Annotated in this window: 18 protein-coding genes and 1 pseudogene; 5 read left to right on the forward strand and 14 right to left on the reverse strand. The window is 64.5% G+C overall.

The features are described from left to right. Position 1 precedes the first annotated feature (1 nt). Positions 2–1,291 (forward strand): hypothetical protein, encoded by a 1,290-nt coding sequence (locus DB708_RS15735; protein ID WP_108923273.1) that lies wholly within the window; start codon positions 2–4, stop codon positions 1,289–1,291. Between the two features lies 1 nt (position 1,292). Here the strand turns inward: DB708_RS15735 and DB708_RS15740 are convergent. From DB708_RS15740 to DB708_RS15790, 11 genes and pseudogenes are all read right to left on the reverse strand, one after another. After that, a pseudogene (locus DB708_RS15740) lies at positions 1,293–2,651 on the reverse strand (HNH endonuclease signature motif containing protein). Between the two features lie 90 nt (positions 2,652–2,741). Next, the gene (locus DB708_RS15745) at positions 2,742–3,866 is read right to left on the reverse strand and encodes a M24 family metallopeptidase (RefSeq protein WP_108923274.1); all 1,125 of its coding nucleotides are present in this window, start codon (positions 3,864–3,866) and stop codon (positions 2,742–2,744) included. After that, on the reverse strand, positions 3,856–5,091 hold the full coding sequence (locus DB708_RS15750) for a M24 family metallopeptidase (protein WP_108923276.1): 1,236 nt from the start codon (positions 5,089–5,091) through the stop codon (positions 3,856–3,858). Before DB708_RS15750 ends, DB708_RS15745 begins: the two co-directional genes overlap by 11 nt. A 1-nt stretch (position 5,092) precedes the next feature. Then, a complete protein-coding gene (locus DB708_RS15755) occupies positions 5,093–6,259 on the reverse strand; it encodes an amidohydrolase family protein (RefSeq protein WP_108924318.1) in 1,167 nt (388 codons plus the stop codon). Between the two features lie 19 nt (positions 6,260–6,278). Continuing rightward, positions 6,279–9,782: a carboxylic acid reductase gene (gene car / locus DB708_RS15760; protein WP_108923278.1), complete on the reverse strand. Its 3,504-nt coding sequence runs from the start codon at positions 9,780–9,782 to the stop codon at positions 6,279–6,281. Between the two features lie 36 nt (positions 9,783–9,818). Next, complete coding sequence (locus DB708_RS15765; protein ID WP_108923280.1) at positions 9,819–10,766, reverse strand: SDR family oxidoreductase; 948 nt, start codon at positions 10,764–10,766, stop codon at positions 9,819–9,821. Next, the gene (locus DB708_RS15770) at positions 10,760–11,989 is read right to left on the reverse strand and encodes a cytochrome P450 (protein WP_108923282.1); all 1,230 of its coding nucleotides are present in this window, start codon (positions 11,987–11,989) and stop codon (positions 10,760–10,762) included. The genes DB708_RS15765 and DB708_RS15770 overlap by 7 nt, the downstream gene beginning before the upstream one ends. A 25-nt stretch (positions 11,990–12,014) precedes the next feature. Further along, entirely contained in the window at positions 12,015–12,692 is a 678-nt protein-coding gene (locus DB708_RS15775; protein ID WP_108923284.1) for a TetR/AcrR family transcriptional regulator, read from the reverse strand. A gap of 125 nt (positions 12,693–12,817) precedes the next feature. After that, on the reverse strand, positions 12,818–13,711 hold the full coding sequence (locus DB708_RS15780) for a DUF4344 domain-containing metallopeptidase (protein ID WP_235616784.1): 894 nt from the start codon (positions 13,709–13,711) through the stop codon (positions 12,818–12,820). A gap of 81 nt (positions 13,712–13,792) precedes the next feature. After that, on the reverse strand, positions 13,793–14,422 hold the full coding sequence (locus DB708_RS15785; protein ID WP_108923286.1) for a hypothetical protein: 630 nt from the start codon (positions 14,420–14,422) through the stop codon (positions 13,793–13,795). A gap of 105 nt (positions 14,423–14,527) precedes the next feature. Next, positions 14,528–15,337 carry a SigB/SigF/SigG family RNA polymerase sigma factor gene (locus tag DB708_RS15790; RefSeq protein WP_108923289.1) on the reverse strand — a complete coding sequence of 270 codons (810 nt, stop codon included), beginning with the start codon at positions 15,335–15,337 and terminating at the stop codon, positions 14,528–14,530. A 508-nt stretch (positions 15,338–15,845) separates the two neighbouring features. Between DB708_RS15790 and DB708_RS15795 the strand changes: the two genes are divergently transcribed. After that, the gene (locus DB708_RS15795) at positions 15,846–16,727 is read left to right on the forward strand and encodes an SDR family NAD(P)-dependent oxidoreductase (RefSeq protein WP_108923291.1); all 882 of its coding nucleotides are present in this window, start codon (positions 15,846–15,848) and stop codon (positions 16,725–16,727) included. Here the strand turns inward: DB708_RS15795 and DB708_RS15800 are convergent. Beyond that, on the reverse strand, positions 16,724–17,653 hold the full coding sequence (locus DB708_RS15800; RefSeq protein WP_108923293.1) for an antibiotic biosynthesis monooxygenase: 930 nt from the start codon (positions 17,651–17,653) through the stop codon (positions 16,724–16,726). The two genes, DB708_RS15795 and DB708_RS15800, sit on opposite strands and share 4 nt — an antisense overlap. Before the next feature lie 39 nt (positions 17,654–17,692). Here DB708_RS15800 and DB708_RS15805 point away from each other — a divergent pair, with 39 nt between their 5' ends. Genes DB708_RS15805 through DB708_RS15815 form a run of 3 tightly spaced genes read left to right on the forward strand, consistent with a single transcriptional unit; the run spans position 17,693 to position 20,054 of the window. Then, positions 17,693–18,811: an FAD-dependent oxidoreductase gene (locus tag DB708_RS15805; protein ID WP_235616785.1), complete on the forward strand. Its 1,119-nt coding sequence runs from the start codon at positions 17,693–17,695 to the stop codon at positions 18,809–18,811. Between the two features lie 29 nt (positions 18,812–18,840). Then, a complete protein-coding gene (locus DB708_RS15810) occupies positions 18,841–19,437 on the forward strand; it encodes a DUF4389 domain-containing protein (protein ID WP_108924322.1) in 597 nt (198 codons plus the stop codon). Then, entirely contained in the window at positions 19,434–20,054 is a 621-nt protein-coding gene (locus DB708_RS15815) for a class I SAM-dependent methyltransferase (protein ID WP_108923298.1), read from the forward strand. The genes DB708_RS15810 and DB708_RS15815 overlap by 4 nt, the downstream gene beginning before the upstream one ends. 3 nt (positions 20,055–20,057) lie before the next feature. Here DB708_RS15815 and DB708_RS15820 read toward each other — a convergent pair whose 3' ends face one another. Together DB708_RS15820 and DB708_RS15825 are read right to left on the reverse strand one after the other, a co-directional pair. Continuing rightward, positions 20,058–22,505, reverse strand: a complete 2,448-nt coding sequence (locus DB708_RS15820; RefSeq protein ID WP_108924325.1) for an FtsX-like permease family protein — start codon at positions 22,503–22,505, stop codon at positions 20,058–20,060. Between the two features lie 65 nt (positions 22,506–22,570). Next, the gene (locus DB708_RS15825) at positions 22,571–23,269 is read right to left on the reverse strand and encodes an ABC transporter ATP-binding protein (RefSeq protein WP_108924327.1); all 699 of its coding nucleotides are present in this window, start codon (positions 23,267–23,269) and stop codon (positions 22,571–22,573) included. Between the last annotated feature and the right edge of the window lie 182 nt (positions 23,270–23,451).

Consider the following 23,451-nt stretch of genomic DNA (forward strand, 5'->3'; position numbering starts at 1 on the left):
GGTGACTTCGCGGTGGGTCACCGGCGACCAGTCCGGGTTGTCGTTTCCCGCTGACCCCGCGGCGCTGCGCGAAGGCGGGGCTGGGTTTCTCACCGACGCATTCCGGGCCTCCGGGGTGCTCACCGACGGCAATGCGGTCAACGGGATCTCGGAATTCGCCGAGATCCGCGGTGGCAGCACGGGGCGCAAGGTGATGCTGTCGGTCGAATACGACACGGCCGCAGCGGGTCTGCACACCGAGTTGTTCGTCAAGTTCTCCCGCGACCTCGACAACCCGATCCGCGATCGGGGCAAGACGCAGATGGAGCCCGAGGTGCGGTTCGCGTCGCTGTCGCGGACACCCGGTTTTCCCATCGCAGTGCCCAGCGCATTCTTCGGCGACTATCACCAGCCGAGCGAAACCGGGATTCTGATCACTGAACGAATCAAGTTCGGCGACAACGGAATCGAACGGCAATATCACAAGTGCCTCGACTACGAAATGCCCGAGCCTCTCGAGCATTACCGCGCCCTGGTCACCGCACTGGCCCGGCTGGCCGGAACGCATCGATCCGGGCGGCTTCCGGCAGAGGAGACCGCGCACTTCCCGCTGGACGTGCAGGCCGCAACGGTCGGAGAGCGGGCACCGCTGTCGGTGGACAAGCTGGAGCGACGGGTCAACCAGCTGGCCGAATTCACCGAAACCCATCCCGGGCTGCTGCCCACGAATGTCGGCTCGCCGGAATTCCTGGCACGGCTGCGCGGTGATGTGCCCCGCCTCGCACACCACGAACACACGGTCACCAACCAACTGGCCGAGGACGCCGACTATGTCGCGCTGTGCCATTGGAACGCCAACATCGACAACGCGTGGTTCTGGCGAGACACCGACGACGTTTTGCACTGCGGCCTGATGGATTGGGGCTGCGTCAGCCAGATGAACCTGGGCATGGCCATCTGGGGCGCCATGTCCGGCGCCGAAACCGAGCTGTGGGACGTCCATCTCGATGATCTGCTGCAGCTGTTCGTCACCGAAGTCCTTCGTCACGGCGGCCCACAGCTCGACCCATTCAGGTTGCGCCGGCACACCCTGCTGTACGCGGCCGCGATGGGAGTCGCCTGCCTGCTGGAAGTGCCGGCCTTGATACGCAAGCGATTCGACACCATCCCCAGTACGCGTAAGGATCCGCGCATCAGGGATGACGAGAGCGTGCGCGCGCCACTGCAGATGCTGTCGAATCTGCTGAACCTGTGGGAGCGGTATCGGGTGGGGGAGTTACTCGACGAGGTGCTGGCGGAAGGGTCCGCGTGAGCTACGGTGCGTCATCGTCTCGGTCTTGGAGCAGCTTTTCGGAGTGGTGGAATGCGTTGATGCGTGGTTGACCACCGTCCAAGTGCGGGGGCGGAAGCCATTCGGTGTCGCCCCTGGCGTTCTCGCGAGTGGTCCAGCCGCCGGGCCGCAGGAGGCGATGATGGGGCCGGCATGCGAAGGTCAACTCGTTGACGTCGGTGGTGTGGCACTCGGCCCAGTCGGTGACGTGATGCACTTCGCAGTAGTAACCAGGCGCAGTGCAGCCCGGAGCCGAACACCCGCGATCCTTGGCGTACAGGACGATTCGCTGTGCCGGTGACGCCAGGCGTTTGGTGCTGTACAGCGCCAGGGCTTTTCCCTTGTCAAAGATGGCCAGATAGTGACGCGCGTGCCGGGCCATCCGGATCACGTCGCTCATCGGCAGGATGGTGCCGCGGCCGGTAAGGCCGCGTCCGGCGGCCGCCTCCATCTCGGCCAGCGTGGTGGTGACGACGATCGAAGCGGGTAACCCGTTGTGGTTGCCCAGTTCGCCCGAGGCGAGCAATCCTCGCAGCGCCGCATTCAGCGCGTCATGATGGCGTTGAGCGCTGCTGCGGGAATCGCGCTCGATCGACTGCTCGGTCGGATTGCCTTCGACACATGGATTTTCGTCATCCGGATTGCATATCCCTGGAGCGCCCAATTTCGCCCAGACCGCTTCCACGGTTGCACGTGCCTCGGGGGTCAACCAGCCTCGCAATTCCGACATCCCGTCGCAGCCCTAATTACCCAGATTCAGTCCGCGACGGCGCGACCGGTCCTCGTCGCTATAGATCCCATCGGGGTTGAGGCAGTCAGCAAGGATAGCGGCCAGGTCGGTGATCTGTTCGGGACGAAACCGGGTGCCTTCGAAAGCCAGTTTGGCTTCGGCCTGCTCGCGGGTGCCGGCATCAATCCAGCCGGGCAATTGGTGGTAGAACTTGCGGATCGCGGCCACTTGTCCCGGCCCCAGTCTGCCCTGGCGTTGCCCAGCGGCGGTCGCCGCCAAGACCGGCGGCACCGGTTCCCCGGTTATTCCGCACCGCGTCCCCAAATCGGCGGCCTCGCGGATACGCCGCGAAGCCTCGGCGCGGCTGATCAGAGTCGATTCGGCAATGGCGTGCGACAGCTTGCCGCCGAGCTCTTCGGCGGTGGCTCGGCGGGCGAGCCCATTGATCAGCGGATGTTCAATGGCCGGCAGCCGACGGCGAACCTTTTCGCAGCGTCTCAACAGCGCCAACGGTTCGCGCGCGACCAACGCGTCGCAGTCTTGCCCGATCAGATCGTCGAAGGCAGCGTCGATGGTGTGGAAAGCCGCCGACCACCTCTCCCGATCTATCACACTTCGAAACTATCGATGCCCACCGACAGAAAACCCTCCTTTGTGACTACTGAAATCATAGTGACACAAGGGATTACGAAAGTGGGTCGCCTAGCTCCCGTCGCCCCACGCCGGGCTCCTGGTGAGCACTTCGGGACCGGCGTCGGTGATGTGAACGGTGTCACGGCGGAATACCGCACCGATGCCCTGCTGCCACACGTAGCCGGTGATCGCCAACACCATCCCGGCCTCAAGCGTATCGTGTTCGCCTGCAGCCAGCAGGGTTTCGGACACCACGGGCGGGTCGAACCCCAGCCCCAGCCCGTGCGCTATCGGCATCGGCGGTACCTGCTCGCCGGCCGCGTCATACGCGGCGAGCAGATCGCGGATAGACGCAGCGGGGCGACATGCGCCAAGCATGTTGTCGTACAGCGTCTTCGACCGTTCGAACAGCTTGCTGACCTCGCCGTCCGCCCCATCGCCGACCGGCCAGGTTCGGCCCACCTCGGCCACATAGCCATTAGCCAGGGCGCCGGCGGCGAAGGCGACCAGGTCGCCCGGCCGAGCCTGCGTGTGGCCGCGACGCCACGGGTGTTCCCGTGAGGTCACCCACGCGGCGTCCTGGGTGGCCGGCGTGCTTACTCCGCCCGCGGCCATCGCCTCCAGCATCACACCGGCCAGCGTCTGCTCCGATACGCCGGGCGCCAATTCGGCTCGGGCAGTAGCGAGTCCGTGTTCGACGATGCGAAGTGCGGCATCCATCGCCGCGATTTCTTCCGGCGTCTTGATCCGGCGCGCGGCGCGCATCGCCGGCTCGGCATCGACGAGTTCGGCATTCGGGAATGCGTCGGGCAGCAACGCGGCGAAAGTCGGTGTGATCGCGTCTGTTCCGACTCGTCGCGCTGCTTCGGCGCCGTCGACCTTCTTTAGGACGTCGATCAGCGTCATCGGGTTCCAGGCCAGTCCATACAGGTGATCGTGGTCGATCTCCTCCGGGACCCCCTCGTCGTCGGTGCTGTTCAGGTAGATGTCACCGGTGGCGCGCACCAGCACACACATCGGGCCGAACGGTCGGGTGCCGGCTATCCACAGCTGTGGCGCGCCGGTGACGTAGCGGATATTGGCTTGCCGGCCCAGCACCAGGATGTCGAGGCCGTGTTTGTCCATTTCGGCCAGCGCGCGTTCGCGCCGTCCGATCCGGAGTGCCCAAGTATCGGGCAGAACCTCAGTCGCCATAAGGCGTGTACGGGTAGTCGGTAATCGGCGCGTAGCCGTCTTCGGTGATCACCACGATCTCCTCACTGCGATAGCCTCCGGTTCCGTCCTCCCACATGACGGGTTCCAGGACCAGGACCATTCCTGGCGGAAAGACGAAGTTGTCGTCGAACTCCTCGCCGAGATCGGTTCCGATCATCGGAGCTTCGGCAGGGTAGGTGCCGATGCCGTGACCCAGATAGAAGTGCGGCAGCCACGGTTTGCGGCCACCGTTGGCGGCGATCGCCGTCCGCGCTAAATCACCTGATGTCACACCGGCTTTGGTCACCGCGAGCACGGCGTCCAGGACAGCTCGCCACTGACGGAATTGATCTTGCTGCGGTGCCGTCGGTTTCTCTCCGACCACCCAGGTCCGGCCGAAGTCGGAGCAGTATCCGTGGTAGGTGATGCTGATGTCGGTCCACAGCACATCTCCGGCGGCCAGTTCGCGATCGGTGGGCAGCAGCGGCAGCGCGAGGTCGCCATGTGTGGTCCACACGCCGGCTTCCCGTGAACACGGCATCACCTGCCAGATGGCCTCCAGCATGTTGGTGGTGGCACCCAACTCGAAGGCACGACGTACAAACGTGGCAGAAAGATCAATCTGCCGTACGCCCGGCACCAGCGCCTGCTGCACGTCGACAATGGCTTGCTCGGTGATGCGGGCCGCCTTGCGCAGGCAAGACAGTTCGTCACGGGTCTTCACCAGTTGTGCGGTGCCCAGCACGATTGCCGCGTCCGTCGGCGGGCCCGCGGGGAAAAGCTTGGGCGCCGCTCGCCGCATCGCCCCGGTGAGTTCGTCGACCGCGATACTGGCACCCGGCGGGATGAGATCGGCGAGCTGCCGCGCGAAATCCTCGACACCGTGGTCGAATTCGAGGTAGGCCGGGCCGTGCAGATGGTCGTCGGGCACCGGTGCTTCCGCGGAGGCTCCGCTGCGGAACGGCATGAACAGATGCGGATGCACGTCATCGGCCAGCACCACGGCGACCGGACGCTCCACGTGCGAGAGACCTGCGTCCAACAGCGGCCAGCTGGCGCCTGTCGCGTATCCGACGTAGCCGTTCATCAGCAGGATCAGCGCGTCGACGCCATGCTCGGTCATCGCGGACCGCAGCCGCGCCCCGACCTCGGTGCGCATGCGGGCCAAGTCCGGCTCATCCGGTGCGTCGAGCAGCGAGGCGCGCGCAGCCATGGTGTTGGTCATGCTAGATCCCCAGGAATTTCTTGATGTTGCCGCCGACCACCCGCACCGCGTCCTCGGGGCCTACGGCCTCGACCACCGCGGCCAGCGACCGCTCCGAATAGCCGAAAGTGCTTTCGTTGTGCGGATAGTCGGATGACCACATCACCCTGTCGATGCCGATCTCGTCGATCTGGCGCAGGCCCAGGCCGTCAACCATGAACGAGGCGCACATGTGCGTGTCCCAGTAGTAGCGGATGTCATGTTCGGGCTGGTGCGCCAGCATGTGTTGATAGGAAGCCAGCACATGCTCGGCGTCCTGCAGCGTCGTTGGTACCCAGGCTATTCCGCCCTCGAACCAGCCGATCCGAAGACATCGATGCCGGTCGAGAATGCCACCGAAGATGTACTTGGAGAACATCTCCCGAAACGAGTCGATGTTGACCATCATGGCGACGGCGACACTGTTGACCTCGCTGGGGAACTTCGGCTGGCTCTCCCCGATGTGGTGAGTGATGGGCAGACCGGCCTCTTCGATCTCGTCCCACACCGCGCTCATCGCCGTGCTGGAGTAATCGATTGGCTGACCGTTCTCATCGTTACCCGGGTTGATCGGCATCAGAAACGTTTTGAGCCCCAACGATTTCAGTTCGGTGAGTGTGCGACGGGCGCCGCGCGGATCCCACCAGTTGATCAATCCCACTCCGTAGCAACGGCTGTCGGATTGTTGCTGAACCGCGGCGATGTGCTCGTTGTAGACCCGGAAGATTCGCTCGCGGATGTTGTGGTCGGGGTGGTGGAATAGCGCGAGGACCGCGTTCGGGAAGGCCAGCTCCTTGTCGACGCCGTCTTCGGCGAGTTCACGGACTCGGGCTTCGACGTTGTTGGTGGCGGCGCCGGCCAGGTCGTCGTATTGCATCAGCACCGCACTGAAATCGCCGACCACCATCGACTGTCCCGGCCGGCCAAGCAAATACGCGCCATCCTCATACCAGATCCGCGGCGCTTGATCTTTGAGGTCGTCGGGAAAACCCTCATAGAAAATGTCGTCAGCCACCGAGATGTGGTTGTCGGCGGAGAACACCTCGGTGCCGGGCGGCAGACCGGTGTTGAACTCCGCCGCGTGACCCCGGCGGTGCTTTGGGGCGCCGATGACGCCGTCGGGATACAGGGTGTGGGCTGGGCTGGACATCATCGTCCCTTCGTTGCGATCACCTGCTGAGCACACCGATCCGTTGCAGGTCGGCGAGGTACTTCTCGATCAACTGCTGCGAGACGTGCGGGATGGCGCGACCGGAGTGTTCGACCGCGGACTGGAACTGCGCGCCAGGTACCGGTGATCCGGCGATAGCGAGCATGGGTTCACGGTAGACGTCCAGCACGGTCAGGACCGATTGGGCGCGCTCCCGCTCCGGCAGAGCGCGCATGGAGGTCTCGAACCTGGCCAGCCAGCTGGGGTAGTCGTCGATCTTCTCGACCGGGTAGCCCGCGGCGATGATCCAGTCGACGAAGGTGTCCATGGAGATGCCGTCGTCGTGCGGGTTGGTGGTGTTGTACGTGTCGAAGGTGCTGCCGTGCCGCGGTCCAATCGCGGCGACGGCTTCGGCGAGGAAGTCGACCGGCAGGCCCTCGTAGTGCGGGCTGGCACCACCGGCGTGGTAGAAGGACCGGGGAGCGACGCCGGTGGCCACCAGGCTGAACAACAGGCGCGTGAAGATGTCCGGTGCGTTGAGCTGTCCCGCATAGCGGCTGTCGGCGAGGATCATGCCCGGCCGGAACACCGCCACGGGCAGGCCACACAGATCATGTGCCTCACGCATCAACACCTCGCCGGCCCACTTGCTGATCCCATAACCGTTGGCGTAGCTGTCGCCGACGACACAGGCGGGAACGGAGCGGCGGATGTCGGTGTCTTCATCCACGAGCTGATGGGCCACGGCACTGACACCCATCGTGGAGATGTAGTGGATAGGTTTGAGCTTGGCCGTGATGGCCAGCCGGATCACTTCGGCGGTCCCAACCACGTTGGGGCCGAACAATTGTTGGTAGGGCAGCACGTGGTTGACGTGGGCCGCCGGGTGCACGATGAGGTCGACCGTCTCGGTCAGCCGCTGCCAGGTGGCGTCTTCGAGCCCGAAGTTGGGCTCGCCGATGTCTCCGGCCACGACCTCGAGATGGTCTTCGGCCAGGGTCCGGAAGCGGTCGAGCAGCTTGGGGTCGGAGTCCAAAGCTGCCTCGATGCGCCCGCGCGCGTGCGCGGCGTCGGCGCCGCGCGTCAGACACACCAGGGTGCCGCCCGAATCCGCCAGCCGTTGCAGCCATTCCAAGCCGAGGAACCGCCCCAGGAAGCCGGTCGAGCCGGTGAGCAGGACGGTGCGGATCTCACAGGTGGGAGCCGGCAACGACATCGCTGTCTTCAGGATGTCGTCGTCGATGAATTTGTCCAGGCGCAGATCCCCGGCCAACACCTCGTGGCTGGCGGTGTCGTGCACGGATGCGTAGCTGGGCCGTAGCGAGTCGGAATTACGATGGCGTTCAATATGATCGGCAATGCGCAGCAGATCCCCGGTCGGATCGATCACCACGCCGACTGGAACCTCGACACCGTAGATGTCGGCCAGCAGCGTCGAAAAGGTCAGCGCGGACAGCGAATCGCCGCCCAGATCGATGAATCTGGCCTCGGGGGAGACGTCGGCCGCCGGCACGCCAAGGGTGGCCTGCACGGCCTTGCTGACGGTGGCCAGCACCGGCTGGTCGGCGCCGCCGGTGCGTAATGAGCGCAACTGCTGCAGTTGGTCGTCGGCCATCTCCGCGTAGAGCTGCTCCAGGCGCTCGCCGTAGCGGGCTTTGAGCTTGGGCCGCAAGAATTTCCCAACGCCGGACAACAGCCCGTTGGCCAAGCTGAACGGGTCCGTCTCGATCAGGAAATCACGCGGGATCTCATATCCGTTGAGCGCGTTGTCGCGTGCGATGTGCCGGAGCGATTCGGCGATCGTCGAGGTGCCCACGCCGCCTTCGGTGGGCACGATCACGGCGAGCAGGAAAGATCGTTCGCTGTTGCCGTAGACATAGATCTGGTGAATCAACGGGCTGGTCGAGTACAACGCCTCCAGCCGTGAGACAGCGACGAACTCGCCCTGCGCAAGCTTGATGACGTTGTTGCGGCGGTCCACGTAGCGCAATCGGTCGGTGCCGACCTCTGCCATGATGTCGCCGGTCTTGTAGTAGCCGTCCTCATCGAACATCGTCGCGGTGAGGTCGGGGCGGTTGTAGTAACCCGCCATGAATCGGGCCGACTTGACCGCCAACTCACCACGGGGATAGGGCTTGTCGGTGTTGAAGTAGCCGAGTTCGGGGACGTCGAGCAGCTTGTAATCGATCACCGGCGGTCGCAGCACATGCTCGTCGGCCACGATCATCCCGCCCGCGATCTCGGTGGACGAATAGCCGATCAGCAGGTGCTGGTCGAGCACGGTCTCCATGAAATCCTTGATTTCCGGGGACAGGGCCGCCGACCCGCAACCCACGGCCAGCACGCGGCCACCCAGAATCTGCTCGCGGATGGCGGTGGTCAGTTCCTCGGCCGCATCAGGCGACCCGCCTCCGCCCGGGGCTCGCCGATCTAACTCGCGCTGATAGTGGTGGTAGAACATCTCGCAGACCCGCGGTACCAGGCTCATCGAAGTCGGTCGTACCAGGGCTAGATCTTCGAACAGCGTCGACAGGTCACTCTTGGCGGCGAAATAGCTAGTACCGCCGTTGGCCAAGGTCAAAATCACGTAGCCGTAGCCGATCAGGTGACTCATCGGCATGTAGCTCAATGTGATGACCGGCTGATCGGACTGTGCGAGCCAGGTCCCGATACACAGACTCTCGGTGAACATCGCGCCCTTGGGCGTGCCGGTGCTGCCGGACGTGTAGAACACCCATGCCAGCGGGTCCTCGTCACCCGGCGCTACGTGCAGCGGCGGAGCAGGGTGTGACATTCCCTGCGCGACAACGTCATCGAGTGTCTCGATGACCAATGCGCTGCCCGCGGCTTCCAACCGGGCGCGCGCCGACAGGTAACTGGCGCGCTGGTCGTCATCACGGGACTCGTAGTCGAAGACGACAAGACGCTGAGGCGCGGTGCCGGCCAGGGCCGCCTCGACGGCAATCTCGAGGTTGTCGATTCCCACCGCGAAAATTCGTGGTTGCGTCTCGACGAGGATCGGTGCGTGCTGAGCGGCCGGTGCGTTGGTTTGTAAGGGCACCACCACGGCGCCGAGGTGAATGCAGGCGCATTCGATCGCCGTGTAGTCGATGCTGGCGAACCCCAGCACGCACACGAAATCCCCGGTCCGGACCGGATACCGCTCGTGATGGTGCCAATCACCGGCCAGCGCTTGGACACGCGCCCACAGGTCCGCATAGCTGACGGTCTCAAAGCGCGGCAGGTATTTCAGCGTCGAACGGCCCGTCGCGGGATCCGTAATCACCTCGCGGACACGCTGTCCCAGCGCCGGCCGGTCGGCGTAGCCGCGCAACACCGTCGCCATGACCTCGCCGATCCGAAGCCTGGGTGCGCGGGCTGCGGCGGCGATTCGTTCGTCCGGCCGGGTAGCGCAAAACTGCATGTCGTCGGCGTAGAGTCGCTCGCGCCGGCGTGCCAGTCGTTCCCATTGGTCCTGCTGGGCGCCCGGATCCTTTACGTCACTGCGGCCGACGAACGCCATAGTTCACCACTTCCCTGTATCGGAGCCATCCGCGTGTCATTCCGGATAGGTGACGCCGGTGAGTTCTTCGGAGAGCTGCCACAGTTGCTGCATATCGATCTCGCTGCGCGCGAGCCGTGGCACGCCGGCGAATGTGACTCCGCCTCCGGCGGTTTCGTAAAAGCCCCGCGGTCCGTAGTAGCGTCCCCCTTCGGCGTCCGCCGAAACCGACGCGTACAGGGTCGGTTTGATGCCCTCGTCGATGTCAAGCCACATGAACGGCAGCAGCCGCCAGGTCAATCGGGTGAGGCGCGCCTGCAGCGTCGGTTTGTCCCGCCCATATGATGCGCCGCTGAGCAGGTTGGTCTTGCTCAGCCCAGGATGCGCGGCGTTGGAGATCACGCCCCAGCCGCTGCGGTTGCTGCGCCGGTCGAGTTCGGCGGCGAACATCAACTGCGCCAGCTTGGCGATGCCGTATGAGACCATCGGTTTGTAGCCGTTCCGGGCGTTGGGGTCGTCGAAGGTCAGCTTCGGTTGGGTCGCCTCGATGCTGCTCACGGTCACTACCCTCGACGCCTTCGCTGCGCGCAGCAGCGGCATCAGGTGCCCCGTCAGAGCAAAGTGGCCCAAATGGTTGGCGCCGAACTGCAACTCGAAGCCGTCGCTGGTCAGCTGGCGCTGTGGCGGAGTCATGACGCCGGCGTTGTTGATCAAGACGTCTATCGGCCGGCCCTCGGCCGCCAGTTCTTCCCCCAGTGCTGCAATGCTTTCCAACGAGGCCAAATCCAGCCGTTTGATGCTGAGCTTCGCGGCGGGCACCTCGCGGCGGATCTCGGCAATGGCGGCCTCACCCTTGGCCTTGCTCCGGATGGCCATCACGACATCGGCGCCGGCGGCCGCCAACCGCTTCGCCAGACCGAATCCCAGACCACTGTTAGCCCCGGTGACGACCGCGCACTTGCCGGACAGATCCGGCACGGCCAATGTGAGATTCGGCTTCACCATGTGACGGGAAGCTCGTAGACGCCGTAGGCCAACGTATCGTGCTTGAACGGAAGTTCCTCGACCGGTACCGCCAGCCGCAATGTCGGCACGCGACGCAGCAAGGTCGGCAGCACAATCTGTAATTCCATGCGGGCCAGCTGTTGTCCCACGCATTGGTGGCGGCCGTAGCCGAACCCGACGTGTGCGCCGTCGTCGCGGGCGAGGTCGAGCTGGTCGGCGTTGGGGAATTGACGGGTATCCCAGTTCGCCGGTGCGACATCGAGAATGATGCCGTCGCCGGCACGGATCGTCTCGCCGCCGACTTCTATGTCCTCGACGGCGATGCGACGCTGACCGGTTTGGATGATGCTCAGATAGCGCATCAGCTCCTCGACGGCATTGGCGATCGCCTTCGGTTCATCGGTGTCGCACAACAACTGCCGCTGATCAGGGTGTTCGAGCAGGGCCGCAATGCTGAGGCTGATCATGTTCGCGGTGGTCTCGTGACCGGCGATCAGCACGCCGAGGGCCAGCTGGGTCGCTTCTCGCACGCTGATCTCTTCGGCGTTGACCCGCTCTGCCAGATCGGATACCAAATCCTCTGAGGGACTCTGCATCCTGGTACGAATCAGCTTGGCGATGTACTTCGCCAACGAGGCGGCACCGGAAGCGGTGTCCTCTTCGGTCGCGTAGCGTCCGGTGCCCCGTTGGGCTTGCTCCTGGAAGAAATCTGCGTCCTCGTACGGCACACCCAACATCTCACTGATGACCAGGGAGGGGACCGGCAGCGCCAGCGTGCTGACGATGTCGCCGGGATTGGGGCCGGCCAACAGGGCGTCGATGCGTTCGTCGGCGATTTTGCGCACCGCCGGGCGCAGCCCTTCGACGCGCTTGAAAGTGAAGGGCTTGGACAACATTCGGCGGTAGCGAGTGTGCTCTTCGGCGTCCGAGGTGAACACCGAGCGCGGCCGCTTGTGCACGGTCGCCAGCATCCCCTCGTTCCAGTGTGGATAGCCCGGCAGCCGGTCGTCGACGCTGGTGCGCGAATCGGTGAACAGCGACCGTATCGCGTCGTAGCCATGGATCAACCACGGAGTGCTGCCATCCCAGATCCGCACTCGGCTCAACTGTTTGGTTATGTTGAGCGCCAGCGATTCCGGGGGAGGAACGAACGGGCAGCCGGCGGCGCGCGTCATCGGGAAATCCGGGATGTCGGTGGCAGCATCCGTTGAGATGTCGGTCATCGTGCTCCTTGCCTTTCGCCGGTGCTCAGTCGCCGGCTGCGCTCACATGAACCGGCGCGCGCCACAATCCGACAATCGCGTCGATCAAGCCCTCACCGGCGACCGGCCAACTCGAACGCGACCGCGCCCCGTGCTCGGCCAGTGCGCCTTCATGCTCGGCACAGGTGTGCATCAGCAGATTTCGGACCATGACGATCCGTTCGGATCGCACCCGCTTGGGCAGATCGGGAAGGCATCGGGTGATGCCCTCGATCGTCTGCACCAGCTTCGGGGACATCAGGGCGTCTTTGGTGACCACGTGGTGATAGGTGGGGTCGGCCATGGCCTGGGCCGCGAAACGCGCATACCAGCTGGGCGTGCCCAGGGCGGCCAGGTGGTCGGTGAGCGGCCGCACCAAAGTGCTGACCCAATCCCGCAACTCGGTCGAATGCCCGATTTCGCTCAACATCTGGGCACGGAGTTCTTCGATCGGCTCGCGGTGCTTGCTTTCAATCGCGCGCAGCAATTCGGTCCGTGTTCCGAAGTGATAGCAAGCGGCTGCGTTGTTGCCCTGCCCGGCGGCTTCACTGATCTGCCGGTTGGACACGGCATACATTCCGCGCTCGGCAAACAACTCTTCGGCGGCCGACAAGATCGCCTCCCGCGTATTCGTCGAGCGGTGGGAGCGTGCCGTCGGCTCAGCTTTCACCGCCTCAGTGAACACTGCTCGACGGATTAAATCAAGCCGTTTATTTAATCCGTCTCACTTGCACGCTAGCGTCGATCTCGGGATTCCAGGACGCGCAATGCTTTGGTGGCAATGCGCCCACGAACTAACGCCTCACGTCACTAACTGGGCTTGCGTAGATGCGGACCCAGCAGTGATTCCCAGCCGCGCTGCATGTTCTGAAACTCTTCCTCGCAGTTGCCGGCTCGATCGTCCGGCAGATCTCCGGAGGAGACGATGCTGGCGTTGGCGGCCGGATTAGAGCCGTAGATCCAGCACTCCCAGTTGTACATCCGGGTGATGTCCATGGAATGCCCATCCCAGAACGGTAATTCATTGGCGTCGCCTGACTCTTTCGCGCTGAGCTTCCATTCCGTCGCCGTGTTGGTTGCGATGCGAACACCGTCGGGATAGGACTTTCCGTCGGCGCCGGGGTTGAGAAGCATGAACGCGGAAAGTTGGTTAGCCACGTCCTCCTCGCGCCCGGTGAATGCCAGCTGGTAGATGGCGAGCGTGGCGTGGCCGAGCTCGTGATACGCCGCGGAGATCGTTTCGTCGACCGCAGGGGTTGCCGGGTCGGGTATGCCGCTGCCCGCCGCGAGCTTTTCGGCGTGTTCTCTGGCCTCGTAGCAGAGGTCTATCTCGTTGGCGTCGGGAAGGTAGAAGTCGTTGTTCGTGTCGCATTGCTTACCGACCACGGTCAAGTCGGACGGCAGCACCAAGGTGTCCTCGATGTGCTGTGCGAGGCCCTCCAGTACCTTCGCGTCCTGCATAAGCTGGCGGCCGCGCTGCGCCTCCGGTGTGGTGGCGTCTTCATAGCGAATTTTCACTGCCCCCAACCCGGGCAGCGTCGGCTCGCCGGGCTGCTTCGACTTCGGGGCCTGCGTCGAAGACTGGGCGGCAGGCGGATTGGAGGCGGCCGGGTGGCCAGTGGGCCCACCACAACCGGCGGCGAAGAGTCCCAGACACGCCCCGAGTACGACAATTGGTGTCGTTATCGCTGTCGTCGTTGTCACTCGCACCGCCTCGTTCGATCCGTGCTTAGCCAGCCGGCATCGTGAAGCTTCGAGGACCGTGCGACGGACGGCCGCACTGGTTCAGCCGCCGAGCCCCTTCTTCACGGCCGCATCCTGCTTCTGGCCGACGTCGTTGACGAAGTCCGGCGGCGGGAGCGTGTCGGGCGGGCCGTCGAATTCGAGCGTGACGAAGGCCTTGCCCTCGGTGAAGAGCACCACCGCGATGCCCTTGGAGTTGTCGGGGGAATTGCCGGACACCACCGTTCCGTCCGTGCCGATCTTGAGCGCCTGCGTCTCGGGATGTTTGATGGCGCCACCCTGTGACGATTTCGCGGCGTTCAATGCGCTGGTCGCCGCATCTGGGTCGGCCAGCACCTGGATGGTGTCTTTGATGACGTGACTCTTGTCTTCGGTGCTGAACGTCGTCGCCGCACCGGGCTGGCCGTTCGGGTTGTTCGTCGGCGGCGTGCCCGTGAAGGGCACCGGCGCGTCGATATCGGTCGCTTGGATCAACCAACCGGTGTAGTCGTTCCCCTGTGTCGGCCCCAACGACGGCGACGAGCTGGGCGCCGCGCTGCTCTTACTGGTCGACGACGTTGCCGATCCCGATGTTGTCGGAGATGGCTTCTCATTGCCGCCGCAGCCGGCCACGGACAGCGCCAGCACAGTTGCTGCGGCGACCCCCGCGAAAACCGGTTGTGAAAGCCTCATCGGCTCGTGCTCCTTCCAGGCTGGATCTGGCGACGGAGTCGATTTCACCCCAAACGCACAGTACAGTGCGCTTGTTCCAAGACGGCCCGGGCACCGATTCGAGGGCTAATCCAGCTGGTCACGCAGGGCTGTCAAGGTGTTGGCCAGAATGCGCGACACCTGCATCTGTGACACCCCGATTCGCTCCGCGATCTGGCTTTGCGTCATCGATTCGAAGAATCGCATGTGCAGAACCTCGCGCTCGCGCTGCGGGAGCGCGGTCACTAGGGAGCGCACCGCTTCACGGTCGGTGATGTGGTCGATCTGGGGGTCGACGGCACCCACCGCGTCGGCGATGCGGCGAGAGTTGCCGGAGTCGTCGGGACCAACCGGGGCATCCAGTGAGTCGAGTTGGTAGGCATCGCCTGCGACGAGGCATTCGACGATCTCGTCGTGCGGGACTCCCAGCTCCGCCGACAGCTCGCGCGCGGTCGGTGCCCTGCCCAGCTTCTGAACTAAATCGCCTGTGGCCCTGCCGATTTGCACATGGAGCTCACGCAGTCGCCGTGGCACCCGCATGCCCCAGCTGTAGTCGCGGAAATGCCGTCGGACCTCGCCCATCATGGTGGGGATCGCGAACCCGATGAAACTAGGTCCTTTGTCGGGGTCGAATCGGTTGATGGCGTTCATCAGTCCCAGGCGCGCCACCTGGGTTAAGTCGTCGAGACCTTCGCCCCGTCGTCCGAAGTGGCGGGCGACGTGGTCGGCGAGCGGGAGACACCGCGTCACGATGCATTCGCGCTGACGCTGGTATTCGTGCGATTCGGCAGGCATCGAGCGCAGCATCATGAACATTGCGATGACGTCGTCGTAGGAATCGTCGTTGCGAGTCTTAGCCGGCCGAGTGGGCCGGGGTGGAGCAAGGGCTTCGGGCATCTTCCTAAGCGCCCCCGCCCGGCTCGACGGTTTTGAAAATATCTGTGCACCAAAGGCTTTGCATTGCAAGCACACTTCCCAAAGTCGCGGGCAGCGAGGCATCGCAGGCGTGCGCACGGCACTCCACTGACCTATCCGTCGACACGGTTCAGCTGTTTTCAGCACGCAGGAACGGAAGGGCGGCCCAGGGAGGTAAATGCCGGAGCCAAGCCCAGCAGCCGTGCGGCTGGCTGACCGCTTTTAGCTAAACGGCGACGTGTCCAGATCGGGCTTAATTTCCGATCCTACGCCCCAAGCACCCGCTTCGGTGATTCTTTGTGTTTACTCGTCCGCCGGGCAACCCCGTCAAGATCGGCAGCCGCGTGTGGTTCCGCAGGTCGCCCCACCAAACGATCTCCCGCAGTCGGTTCCGGTGGAGAGTGGGTACTGTTCGGCAAATGTCGGTGACCAGCGCCGAGGGGCGCGCCTGCGAGCATCATCGCGACCACGATTCCCGAAGGCGGTGGCGATGACCGGTCGGGGACTATTGGCCGGGCGCGCCGCGGTGGTAACAGGGGGAAGCCGCGGTATCGGGCGTGCCGTCGTCGAACTGCTCTGCAACCTGGGCGCAAACGTCGTGGTCAACGGCCGGGACGATGCTGCCGTGTCCGAAACCGTGGCGGCGGTCACCGCATCGGGAGGACGAGCCACCGCGGTGGCCGGAGCCGCGGACGACGAGACAGTTGCCGCAGCGCTCGTCAACACCTGCCGCGACACCTTCGGGCGACTCGACATCCTGATTAACTGCGCCGGGATCGCCGAGCCGCCCGGCTCTTCGATCCTGGACATCACGCCCGACGAATTCAACGGCCTGATTAGCGCTCACGTCGGCACGGTGTTCCACACTTGCCGGGTCGCGGCCCCCGCCATGGTCGAGCAGGGACACGGGACGATCATCAACACCAGTTCCGTGGCCTTTCTGGGCGACTACGGCGGCACCGGCTATCCCGCGGGCAAGGGCGCCGTCAACGGCCTGACCGTTGCCATCGCCGCGGAGCTCAAAGCCAAAGGGATCCGGGCCAACGTGGTGTGTCCCGGCGCGCGAACACGACTGTCCACCGGAGCCGAATACGAGAAGCACATCGCGGATCTGCACGGCCGGGGATTGCTGGATGACGTAACAATGCAGGCCTCGCTGGACAGTGCGCCACCCTCCTTTGTGGCCCCGCTCTACGCATATCTCGCCAGCGACCTGGCACGGGACGTGACGGGTCAGATCCTGGTGGCGGCAGGCGGATTCGTCGGCCGCTTCGATCGGCCAACGCCGTCCCTGTTGGGCTATCGCGACCATCATGACGCGCAGCCGTGGTCGATCGAGCACTTACACAAGATGATTGGCGCTCGCAGCTAACCCCCGAGCAGGAAAGCCACCAGTAGCGCGGCGTAGCCGACCATAATCGCCGCCGCTCCGGCCACGCTGATCCGGACCGGCGCCCCGTCGATCGGGTCCAGCCAGCGCCGAAAGGGCCGCGAAACGGCTGGGACCAATAACCATTGCAGCGCAACGATACTGATGACATTTCCGGCGAATACCGACACCGACTGGCTGACTCCGAGATTGCCCAGAGCCGGGGACAGCGACTTCGACAGCAGCATCACGGTCGGGTAGAGGCAGAGCAGCACCAGCATTGCCGACTTCCACGCCGGCGTGATTCTGGTCTGCCCGTCGGCAACTCGGACCGTGGACCCGAACGGTGCGCTGCGCGCCAACTCGGCAAAGTCACGGGTCAATCCGCCGCGCAAGCCCGGTAGGGCTTCCTGGCGTTCTCGCGAGCGCATCCACTTCGTCAGTTGACCGGGGCTGCGAAATCGCAGCACCGACATCCACTGTTGTCCAGAGGAATCGGCAGGAAACACCGCGGTGCCTTCGTATCCGGGAAAGGCAGAGCTGCTGCGCGTGAGTTCACTTTGGGCGGCGATGAATTCGGCTTCCTTGCCGGGAGTCACGCTGTGCAGGAAGACGCCGACGTCGGCGGCCGGCGACTCGCCCGCGGTCAGAACCAAATCGGAGGCACACTGCCAGCAGCCCTGACTTTTACCATCGCGGAGTACGGCGTCACGGTCCGGGCTGTCCAGCCAGGCGTCGAGTGAATCCGCGTCGTGGAAGGCGACTTCGACCGCCCAATCGAGCGGTCTGCTTCCTTGAACCGATTCGCGCGCGCCTACGTGTCCAGGAGAGTGACGAGCCGAAGCAAGATAGCTGACCACCCACTGGCCGAATCGCGCAGGATCAGAGGGTGGATGGAACAGCGTGATCGCGCAGGCGTCAGCAGTCATATCAGCTGTCTACCACCGGAGGCGAGATCCAGGCGGCCGTTGCGGGTCCTGGTGATCGGTGCCGGGGTAAGCGGCATTTCGGTTGCCCGCGGATTGCTGCGGGACGGACACGACGTCACCGTCTTCGATCAGCGCGCCGATACCCGGGCCGGCGGTGGCGCCGTGACCATCTGGTCCAACGGCGAGACGGTGCTGCGCCAGCTCGGCGTCGACATGGATGGGGCAGGTCAACTGTTGTCCAGCGTCCGGGTGCTGACGTCCAAGGGGCACCGAGTCGCCACGTTGGACGTGACCACGATGGTGAAGCGCCGCTGCGACACCCGCGCGGCCCGGGTCATCACGATGCCCGACGGCGTGGCGGTTGGGTTCGAGGACGGCAGCGTGGTGGAAGGCGACCTTTTGATCGGTGCCGACGGTCTGCATTCGGTGATCCGGGATGTGGTCGGCGCACAGCCCGCCGAGCCGACCGGCTGGTGCAGCTGGCAGGGTCTCGTCAGCCTCCCGGAGATCGTTGACCGGGAGGTCGCTTACATCGTCATCGGCGAGCACGGAAACACCGGTCTTTGGCCGGCCGGTGGTTCACACGTGCAGTGGTGGTTCGACTTGCCGTGGTCGCACGATTTCATTAGGCCTCACCGCCCCGTCGAGGAGATCCGAGCCAACTTCGCGGGCTGGTCGGACTCGGTCGATCTGGTACTGGCGAAATTGACCGACGAAGATCTGGCCTCCTCGCCTTATCCCCACTTCCGTCATCCGATTCCCGCCACGCTGAACGCCGGGCCGGTGACCTTGCTCGGCGACGCCGCGCACACGATGCCACCCACCCTCGCGCAGGGAACCAACCAGGCCCTGCTCGACACGATGGTGTTGTGCGAGGCGATTTCGAGTCTTGGCGGCGATGAAACCCGTGCCGAACTTTCGCGGGCACTGCGCTGGTATGAAAAGACCCGGCGGCGGCAAGTCAGCGCCGTATCCAAAGTGGCGTCGCTGCAAGTCGCCCATGGCGAATCCGTGTTGAGGCCGGCGGCGCTGATGTCAGATCGACTGCACACCTGGACATTGACCAAATTCGTGCGAATGACCAGCCACCCCCGGATCGCCGCCCGAATCGATCGAGGTCTCGCGGCGGCAAGTCCTATTGCGTCGTGCCCACAGTGACCAGGCCCAGAGTCGTCGAGAGCGACGCGATCACCGCGCCAGTCGATACCGTACGCGTACGAGGCGCCGTCGATGCGCCGTCGCGCTGGCTATGGCTGGTCAAATGGTGTGTGCTGGCCGTACCGCACTATCCGATCCTGATCCTTCTATATCTGGTGTATCCGTTCATGACCCTCGCGGCCGGTGTCGCGATCCTGTTCACCGGCAGGTATCCGCGCCCGATCTTCGATTTCAATGTCGGCGTGCTGCGCTGGTCCTGGCGAGTCATGAACTACCGGTTTCCGATGAACAGCACCGACAAGTACCCGCCGTTCACGCTGGCCGCCCGCCCCGACTATCCGGGCGATCTGGAGGTCGAATATCCGGGGCGCCTTAAGAATTGGGCTGTACTGGTGAAGCCGTGGCTGTTGGCGGTGCCGCAGATACTCCTGTGCTGGGCGCTGGAGGCGCCGCTGCAGGTGCTCACGGTGATCGCGGCGGTGGCATTGTTGTGCACCGGAACGATCCCGCAGGGCATGTTCGATCTTCTGATGGGCATCGTGCGATGGCGCTACCGGGTGGCGGTGTATGTATCGTTGATGAGTGATGAATATCCGCCCTTCCGTATGGACCTAGGTAGCAGATAACGCCCGGAAATCCGTTATTTCCCTACATATATCGTCTCGGCCAGCCGTTCTTCGATCGCCTGTTCTACAACCGGTATCGCCGAGACGCCATCGCTCACGCGACCGGCCGGCTACTGATGGTGGGTCTCGGACCGGGAACCGACCTGAAGTTCGTCCCGCCCTCAGTGACTTCGATCTCCGCGGTGGAGCCGGTGCAAACATTCCGGCACATGGCGTCTCGTCTCGCGCTTCGCCACGGCATAGCAGCTGACATAGTCGAAGGAACCGGTGAGTCGATCCCGTTCGGCGACAATAGTTTCGACTCCGTCCACATCGGCCTGGTGCTGTGCTCGGTGGATGACGTCGCCGCGACGCTCGCCGAGATCCGGAGAGTCCTGGTGCCGGGCGGAAGGCTGGTCGTCCTCGAGCATGTACGCGGCGAGGGCGCCACGGGCTGGTTCCAGGATCTAATCGCCAAGCCGTGGTCCTGGTTGGCGGCGGGGTGTAAGCCCAACCGGCGGACGGTCGATTCCATTGCCGCCGCCGGATTCGACACCCGGGGACTGCGCAGCATCCGCACCCCGGTGCCGTTTCCGTGCAAACCCCATCTGCAGGGATTCGCGACCCTGGTGGAATAGCTCTTACTCGACCCCGACGGCTTCGATGATGTTCAGTCGTGCCGCGCGGCGAGCCGGCGGCACTGAGCCGAGCAGGCTGATCGCCAGCGCGCCGAGGGTGAAGGCAAGCGCCATCCAGCTGGGGTGGAAGCTGACGTGGAAATTCATCATGTCACCGCTGACCAGGCTGAACAGCCACTGGTCGACGCATCCGAACGCCAACCCCAAAACTCCGCCCACGAACCCGATTCCGGCCGCCTCGGCCAGCACCATCCGCAGGGTGAACCGGCGGCTGGAGCCCATCGCGCGCAGCACCCCTATTTCGCGACGCCGTTCCAGCACGGACAGTGTCAAGGTGTTGAGCAGCGCGACGGCGGCCACCAGGACGACGATGATCCAGACGGCGTTGGCGATGAACATGCTCTGGTGCATCGGAGCTTCGAGCCCGGCCAGCTCGGCGTTACCGTCATAGACGTAGTTCGGAGTGGGCACCGCCGCACGGACGTCGGTCAGCAACCGACGCGAATCCACGCCCGGGGCCGCGGCGATCTGCAGGGTCGTCGTCACCGGACGGTCGAACCACGCCCGCATCTGATCCAGACCCAGACCCAGCGTGCCGATGACCGTCGAGAAATAGGGCACCAGGGCCAGCACCGTCGCCTGCTGCACGCCGTGCGGTGTTTGCATGCGGAGTTGGTCACCGACCCGAACGTGCAGGGTCTTGCCGAGATTCTGCGAGAGCACGACCCCTCGCCCGGCCAGCACGTCGTCGCGCACCTGTTGGTCAAGGGCTCGGTACAGCGGGTCCGCGGTCCCGGCGGAGAACCCGTCGAGCATCACCCGCGTGCCCCCGACCTCGGCGAACCCGAACGCGCCCTCGGTGACATGCCCAACTCCTGGTACGTCGGCCAGCTTCTCGGAAAGCCTTTGCGGGAGAGCGTCAGTGGGGTAGGTGTCAGGCGGATTCGCGCTCACCCACACGGGGGTATCCACCACCGAAGTGAAGATGCCACGCGCGGATCGGATCATATCGTTGTTCGTGCCGGTAATCGTGACGGTCGTGATGACCGCGATGACCACCGTCATCACCGTCGCCCACACCCGTCGTGGCGCGCGCTCAATCGTCGCCGCGGCAAGGGCGCCGACGGTTCCGAATATTCGCGCGGTGGTGGCCGCGGCGTTGACGATGGGCATGGTGAGTGCGAAACCAAGTGCGATCTCCGCGGAGAAGACGGCCGACATCGCGATGAACGCCAGGACGCCGCGCTGGGTGATGACGACCGCGATCGATACCGCGAAGACCAGAATCGCCCCGAGCCCACACCCGACCCGCAGCCAGCGCGGAACGTGGTCCGCGGCTGACACTCCGACGGGTGCCAACGCCTCGATCGGAGCCACCTTGTATACCTGGCGCGCCGCCATCGCCGAGGCGACCACGCTGGTGAGTGCAGTCGTCACGATGGCGATCGGTATCGCGTAGCTGGGTAGCCAGAATTCGATGCGGGCTTCGAGGCCTTGCGTCATGGCCGGTGGCAATTGGCTAATTGCGCTGCGGCCCAGCAGAATTCCGAGTGCGGACCCGATGCCGCCGCCGATTACCCCGAGGATTGCCGCTTCCGCAAGCATGTCGCGGACAATGACCGCGCGCCGGCCGCCGAGCGCGCGCAGCAGCGAGATGACCGGCCGGCGCTGGGTGATCGCCATGGTCATCGTGGTGTAGATCAGGAAGGCGCCGACCATCAACGCCACCATCGCACCCATCAGGGCCATGTAGTTCATCAGCTTGACACCGTCGCCGGCCCGGGTAGCCCGCATGCTCGGGTCGGCGACGATGGCGCGGCCGTTCACCGCCGCACTGACCGCGGTGCGGACCTGGCTCAGATCCGCACCGGGTTTGATCGTGATCAGGATCGAGTCGAGCTGACCCTGTCGCCCGGTGCTGATCTGCGCCAACGCAAGTGGCGCAAGGACATAGTGCCCGCCGTTGAGAGCCGAAACCTCTTTTCCGGCGAGCACTTCGGTCACCGTGACCGAATCCGAGCCGAGCTGGAACGTCTCACCCTTGGCACGACCGATACCCGGGCCGATCCGGACCCCGTTCGCGGGTCCGGATGGATTCGCCAGTTGTTCTGGCGCACCGCTTTTCAACGCGTCCTTGAGCGCACCGCCGAGCGCCGCGAGGCGTTCGTCGGCGCCGAACAGCAGAACCGGGCCCGACGAGGTGGACACCGGTGTGCGGATCATTGGTGCGGCGGTCGCCACCCCGGGAACCGCGGCGACGTCGGCGGCGATGGTGTCGGGAAATCCTGCGTCGGTGATGCCGGAGACCTCCAGCGAGGCGATGCCGGCGATCCCATCGCTGAGGCGATTGACCGATCCGGTGATCGACCCGAAGATCCCGAATACCGCCACCAAATACATTGCGGAGACCGCCATTACCGCAATGGATGCGATCGTGCGCCGCCGGTGCATGGCGAGCTCACGCAGGCTGAACACACGCAGCCGGCTCGCGGTGGCTCCGATCGCGGAAGCCGGTCTCACACCAGGGCCGCCGATCGTTCGTTGGAAACAATCCGCCCGTCGGCCAGCATGACCACCCGGTCGGTTGCCTCCGCGGCTTCGGGGTTATGGGTCACCATTACCACTAGCCGGCCGCGTCCGGCTTCGTGCGCGACTTCGCCGAGCAGCGTCAATATCGAAGCGCCCGTACTGGAGTCGAGGTTTCCGGTGGGCTCGTCGGCCAGGATCAACGGTGGATCCATCATCAATGCGCGCGCTACGGCCACGCGCTGCATCTGACCGCCCGACAGTTCCGCGGGCCGGTGCTCGGTCCGGTGCCCGAGGCCGACTCGTTCCAGCAGCCGAATCGCATCTGGTTTGGCTTTGCCCAGCCGCACGCCGTCAAGTAGTTTCGGGACCGCGACGTTCTCCCACGCCGACAGGGTTGGCAACAGGTTGAAGAACTGAAAGATGAAGCCGACGCGATGATGGCGAAACTGCGACTGCTGTGCGTCGTTGAGGCGGCCGATTTCGTCGCCGTCGAATTCGATCGATCCGGAATCGGGGGAGTCCAGCGCACCGAGCAAATGCAGCAGGGTGCTCTTTCCCGCGCCGGAAGGCCCGACCATCGACACGAACTGTCCGCCCTCGAGCCGCAGACTGATCTGGTCGAGCGCGCGTACGGTTTGTCCGCCGATCTGGTATTCGCGGACCACATCACACAATTCGATCGTCAGCAGCTTGTGCTTGGGACCATCGGCGATTTCGGCTCGTCTGAACATGATCCTCCTGCGATTCCGCACGTGATCAGCGCTAGCCGGCCGCTTCCCGGATACGGCGGCCAGGATGCTGATATCTCGTAATACGAGACCCGGCAGTGCTCGGTTCAGCCAGCTGAGGCCGACGGTGCGGGGATCGA

This window comes from Mycobacterium montefiorense, assembly GCF_003112775.1.
GTDB classification, from domain to species: domain Bacteria; phylum Actinomycetota; class Actinomycetes; order Mycobacteriales; family Mycobacteriaceae; genus Mycobacterium; species Mycobacterium montefiorense.

Bases quoted from the DNA above. Each gene is read 5' to 3' on its own strand.
- DB708_RS15790 (WP_108923289.1), bottom strand. From the start codon at position 15,337: ATGCCCGAAGCCCTTGCTCCACCCCGGCCCACTCGGCCGGCTAAGACT.
- DB708_RS15795 (WP_108923291.1), top strand. From the start codon at position 15,846: ATGACCGGTCGGGGACTATTGGCCGGGCGCGCCGCGGTGGTAACAGGG.
- DB708_RS15765 (WP_108923280.1), bottom strand. From the start codon at position 10,766: ATGGTGAAGCCGAATCTCACATTGGCCGTGCCGGATCTGTCCGGCAAG.
- DB708_RS15800 (WP_108923293.1), bottom strand. From the start codon at position 17,653: ATGACTGCTGACGCCTGCGCGATCACGCTGTTCCATCCACCCTCTGAT.
- DB708_RS15750 (WP_108923276.1), bottom strand. From the start codon at position 5,091: ATGACCAACACCATGGCTGCGCGCGCCTCGCTGCTCGACGCACCGGAT.
- DB708_RS15820 (WP_108924325.1), bottom strand. From the start codon at position 22,505: ATGCACCGGCGGCGCACGATCGCATCCATTGCGGTAATGGCGGTCTCC.
- DB708_RS15770 (WP_108923282.1), bottom strand. From the start codon at position 11,989: ATGACCGACATCTCAACGGATGCTGCCACCGACATCCCGGATTTCCCG.
- DB708_RS15755 (WP_108924318.1), bottom strand. From the start codon at position 6,259: ATGTCCAGCCCAGCCCACACCCTGTATCCCGACGGCGTCATCGGCGCC.
- DB708_RS15785 (WP_108923286.1), bottom strand. From the start codon at position 14,422: ATGAGGCTTTCACAACCGGTTTTCGCGGGGGTCGCCGCAGCAACTGTG.
- DB708_RS15745 (WP_108923274.1), bottom strand. From the start codon at position 3,866: ATGGCGACTGAGGTTCTGCCCGATACTTGGGCACTCCGGATCGGACGG.
- car (WP_108923278.1), bottom strand. From the start codon at position 9,782: ATGGCGTTCGTCGGCCGCAGTGACGTAAAGGATCCGGGCGCCCAGCAG.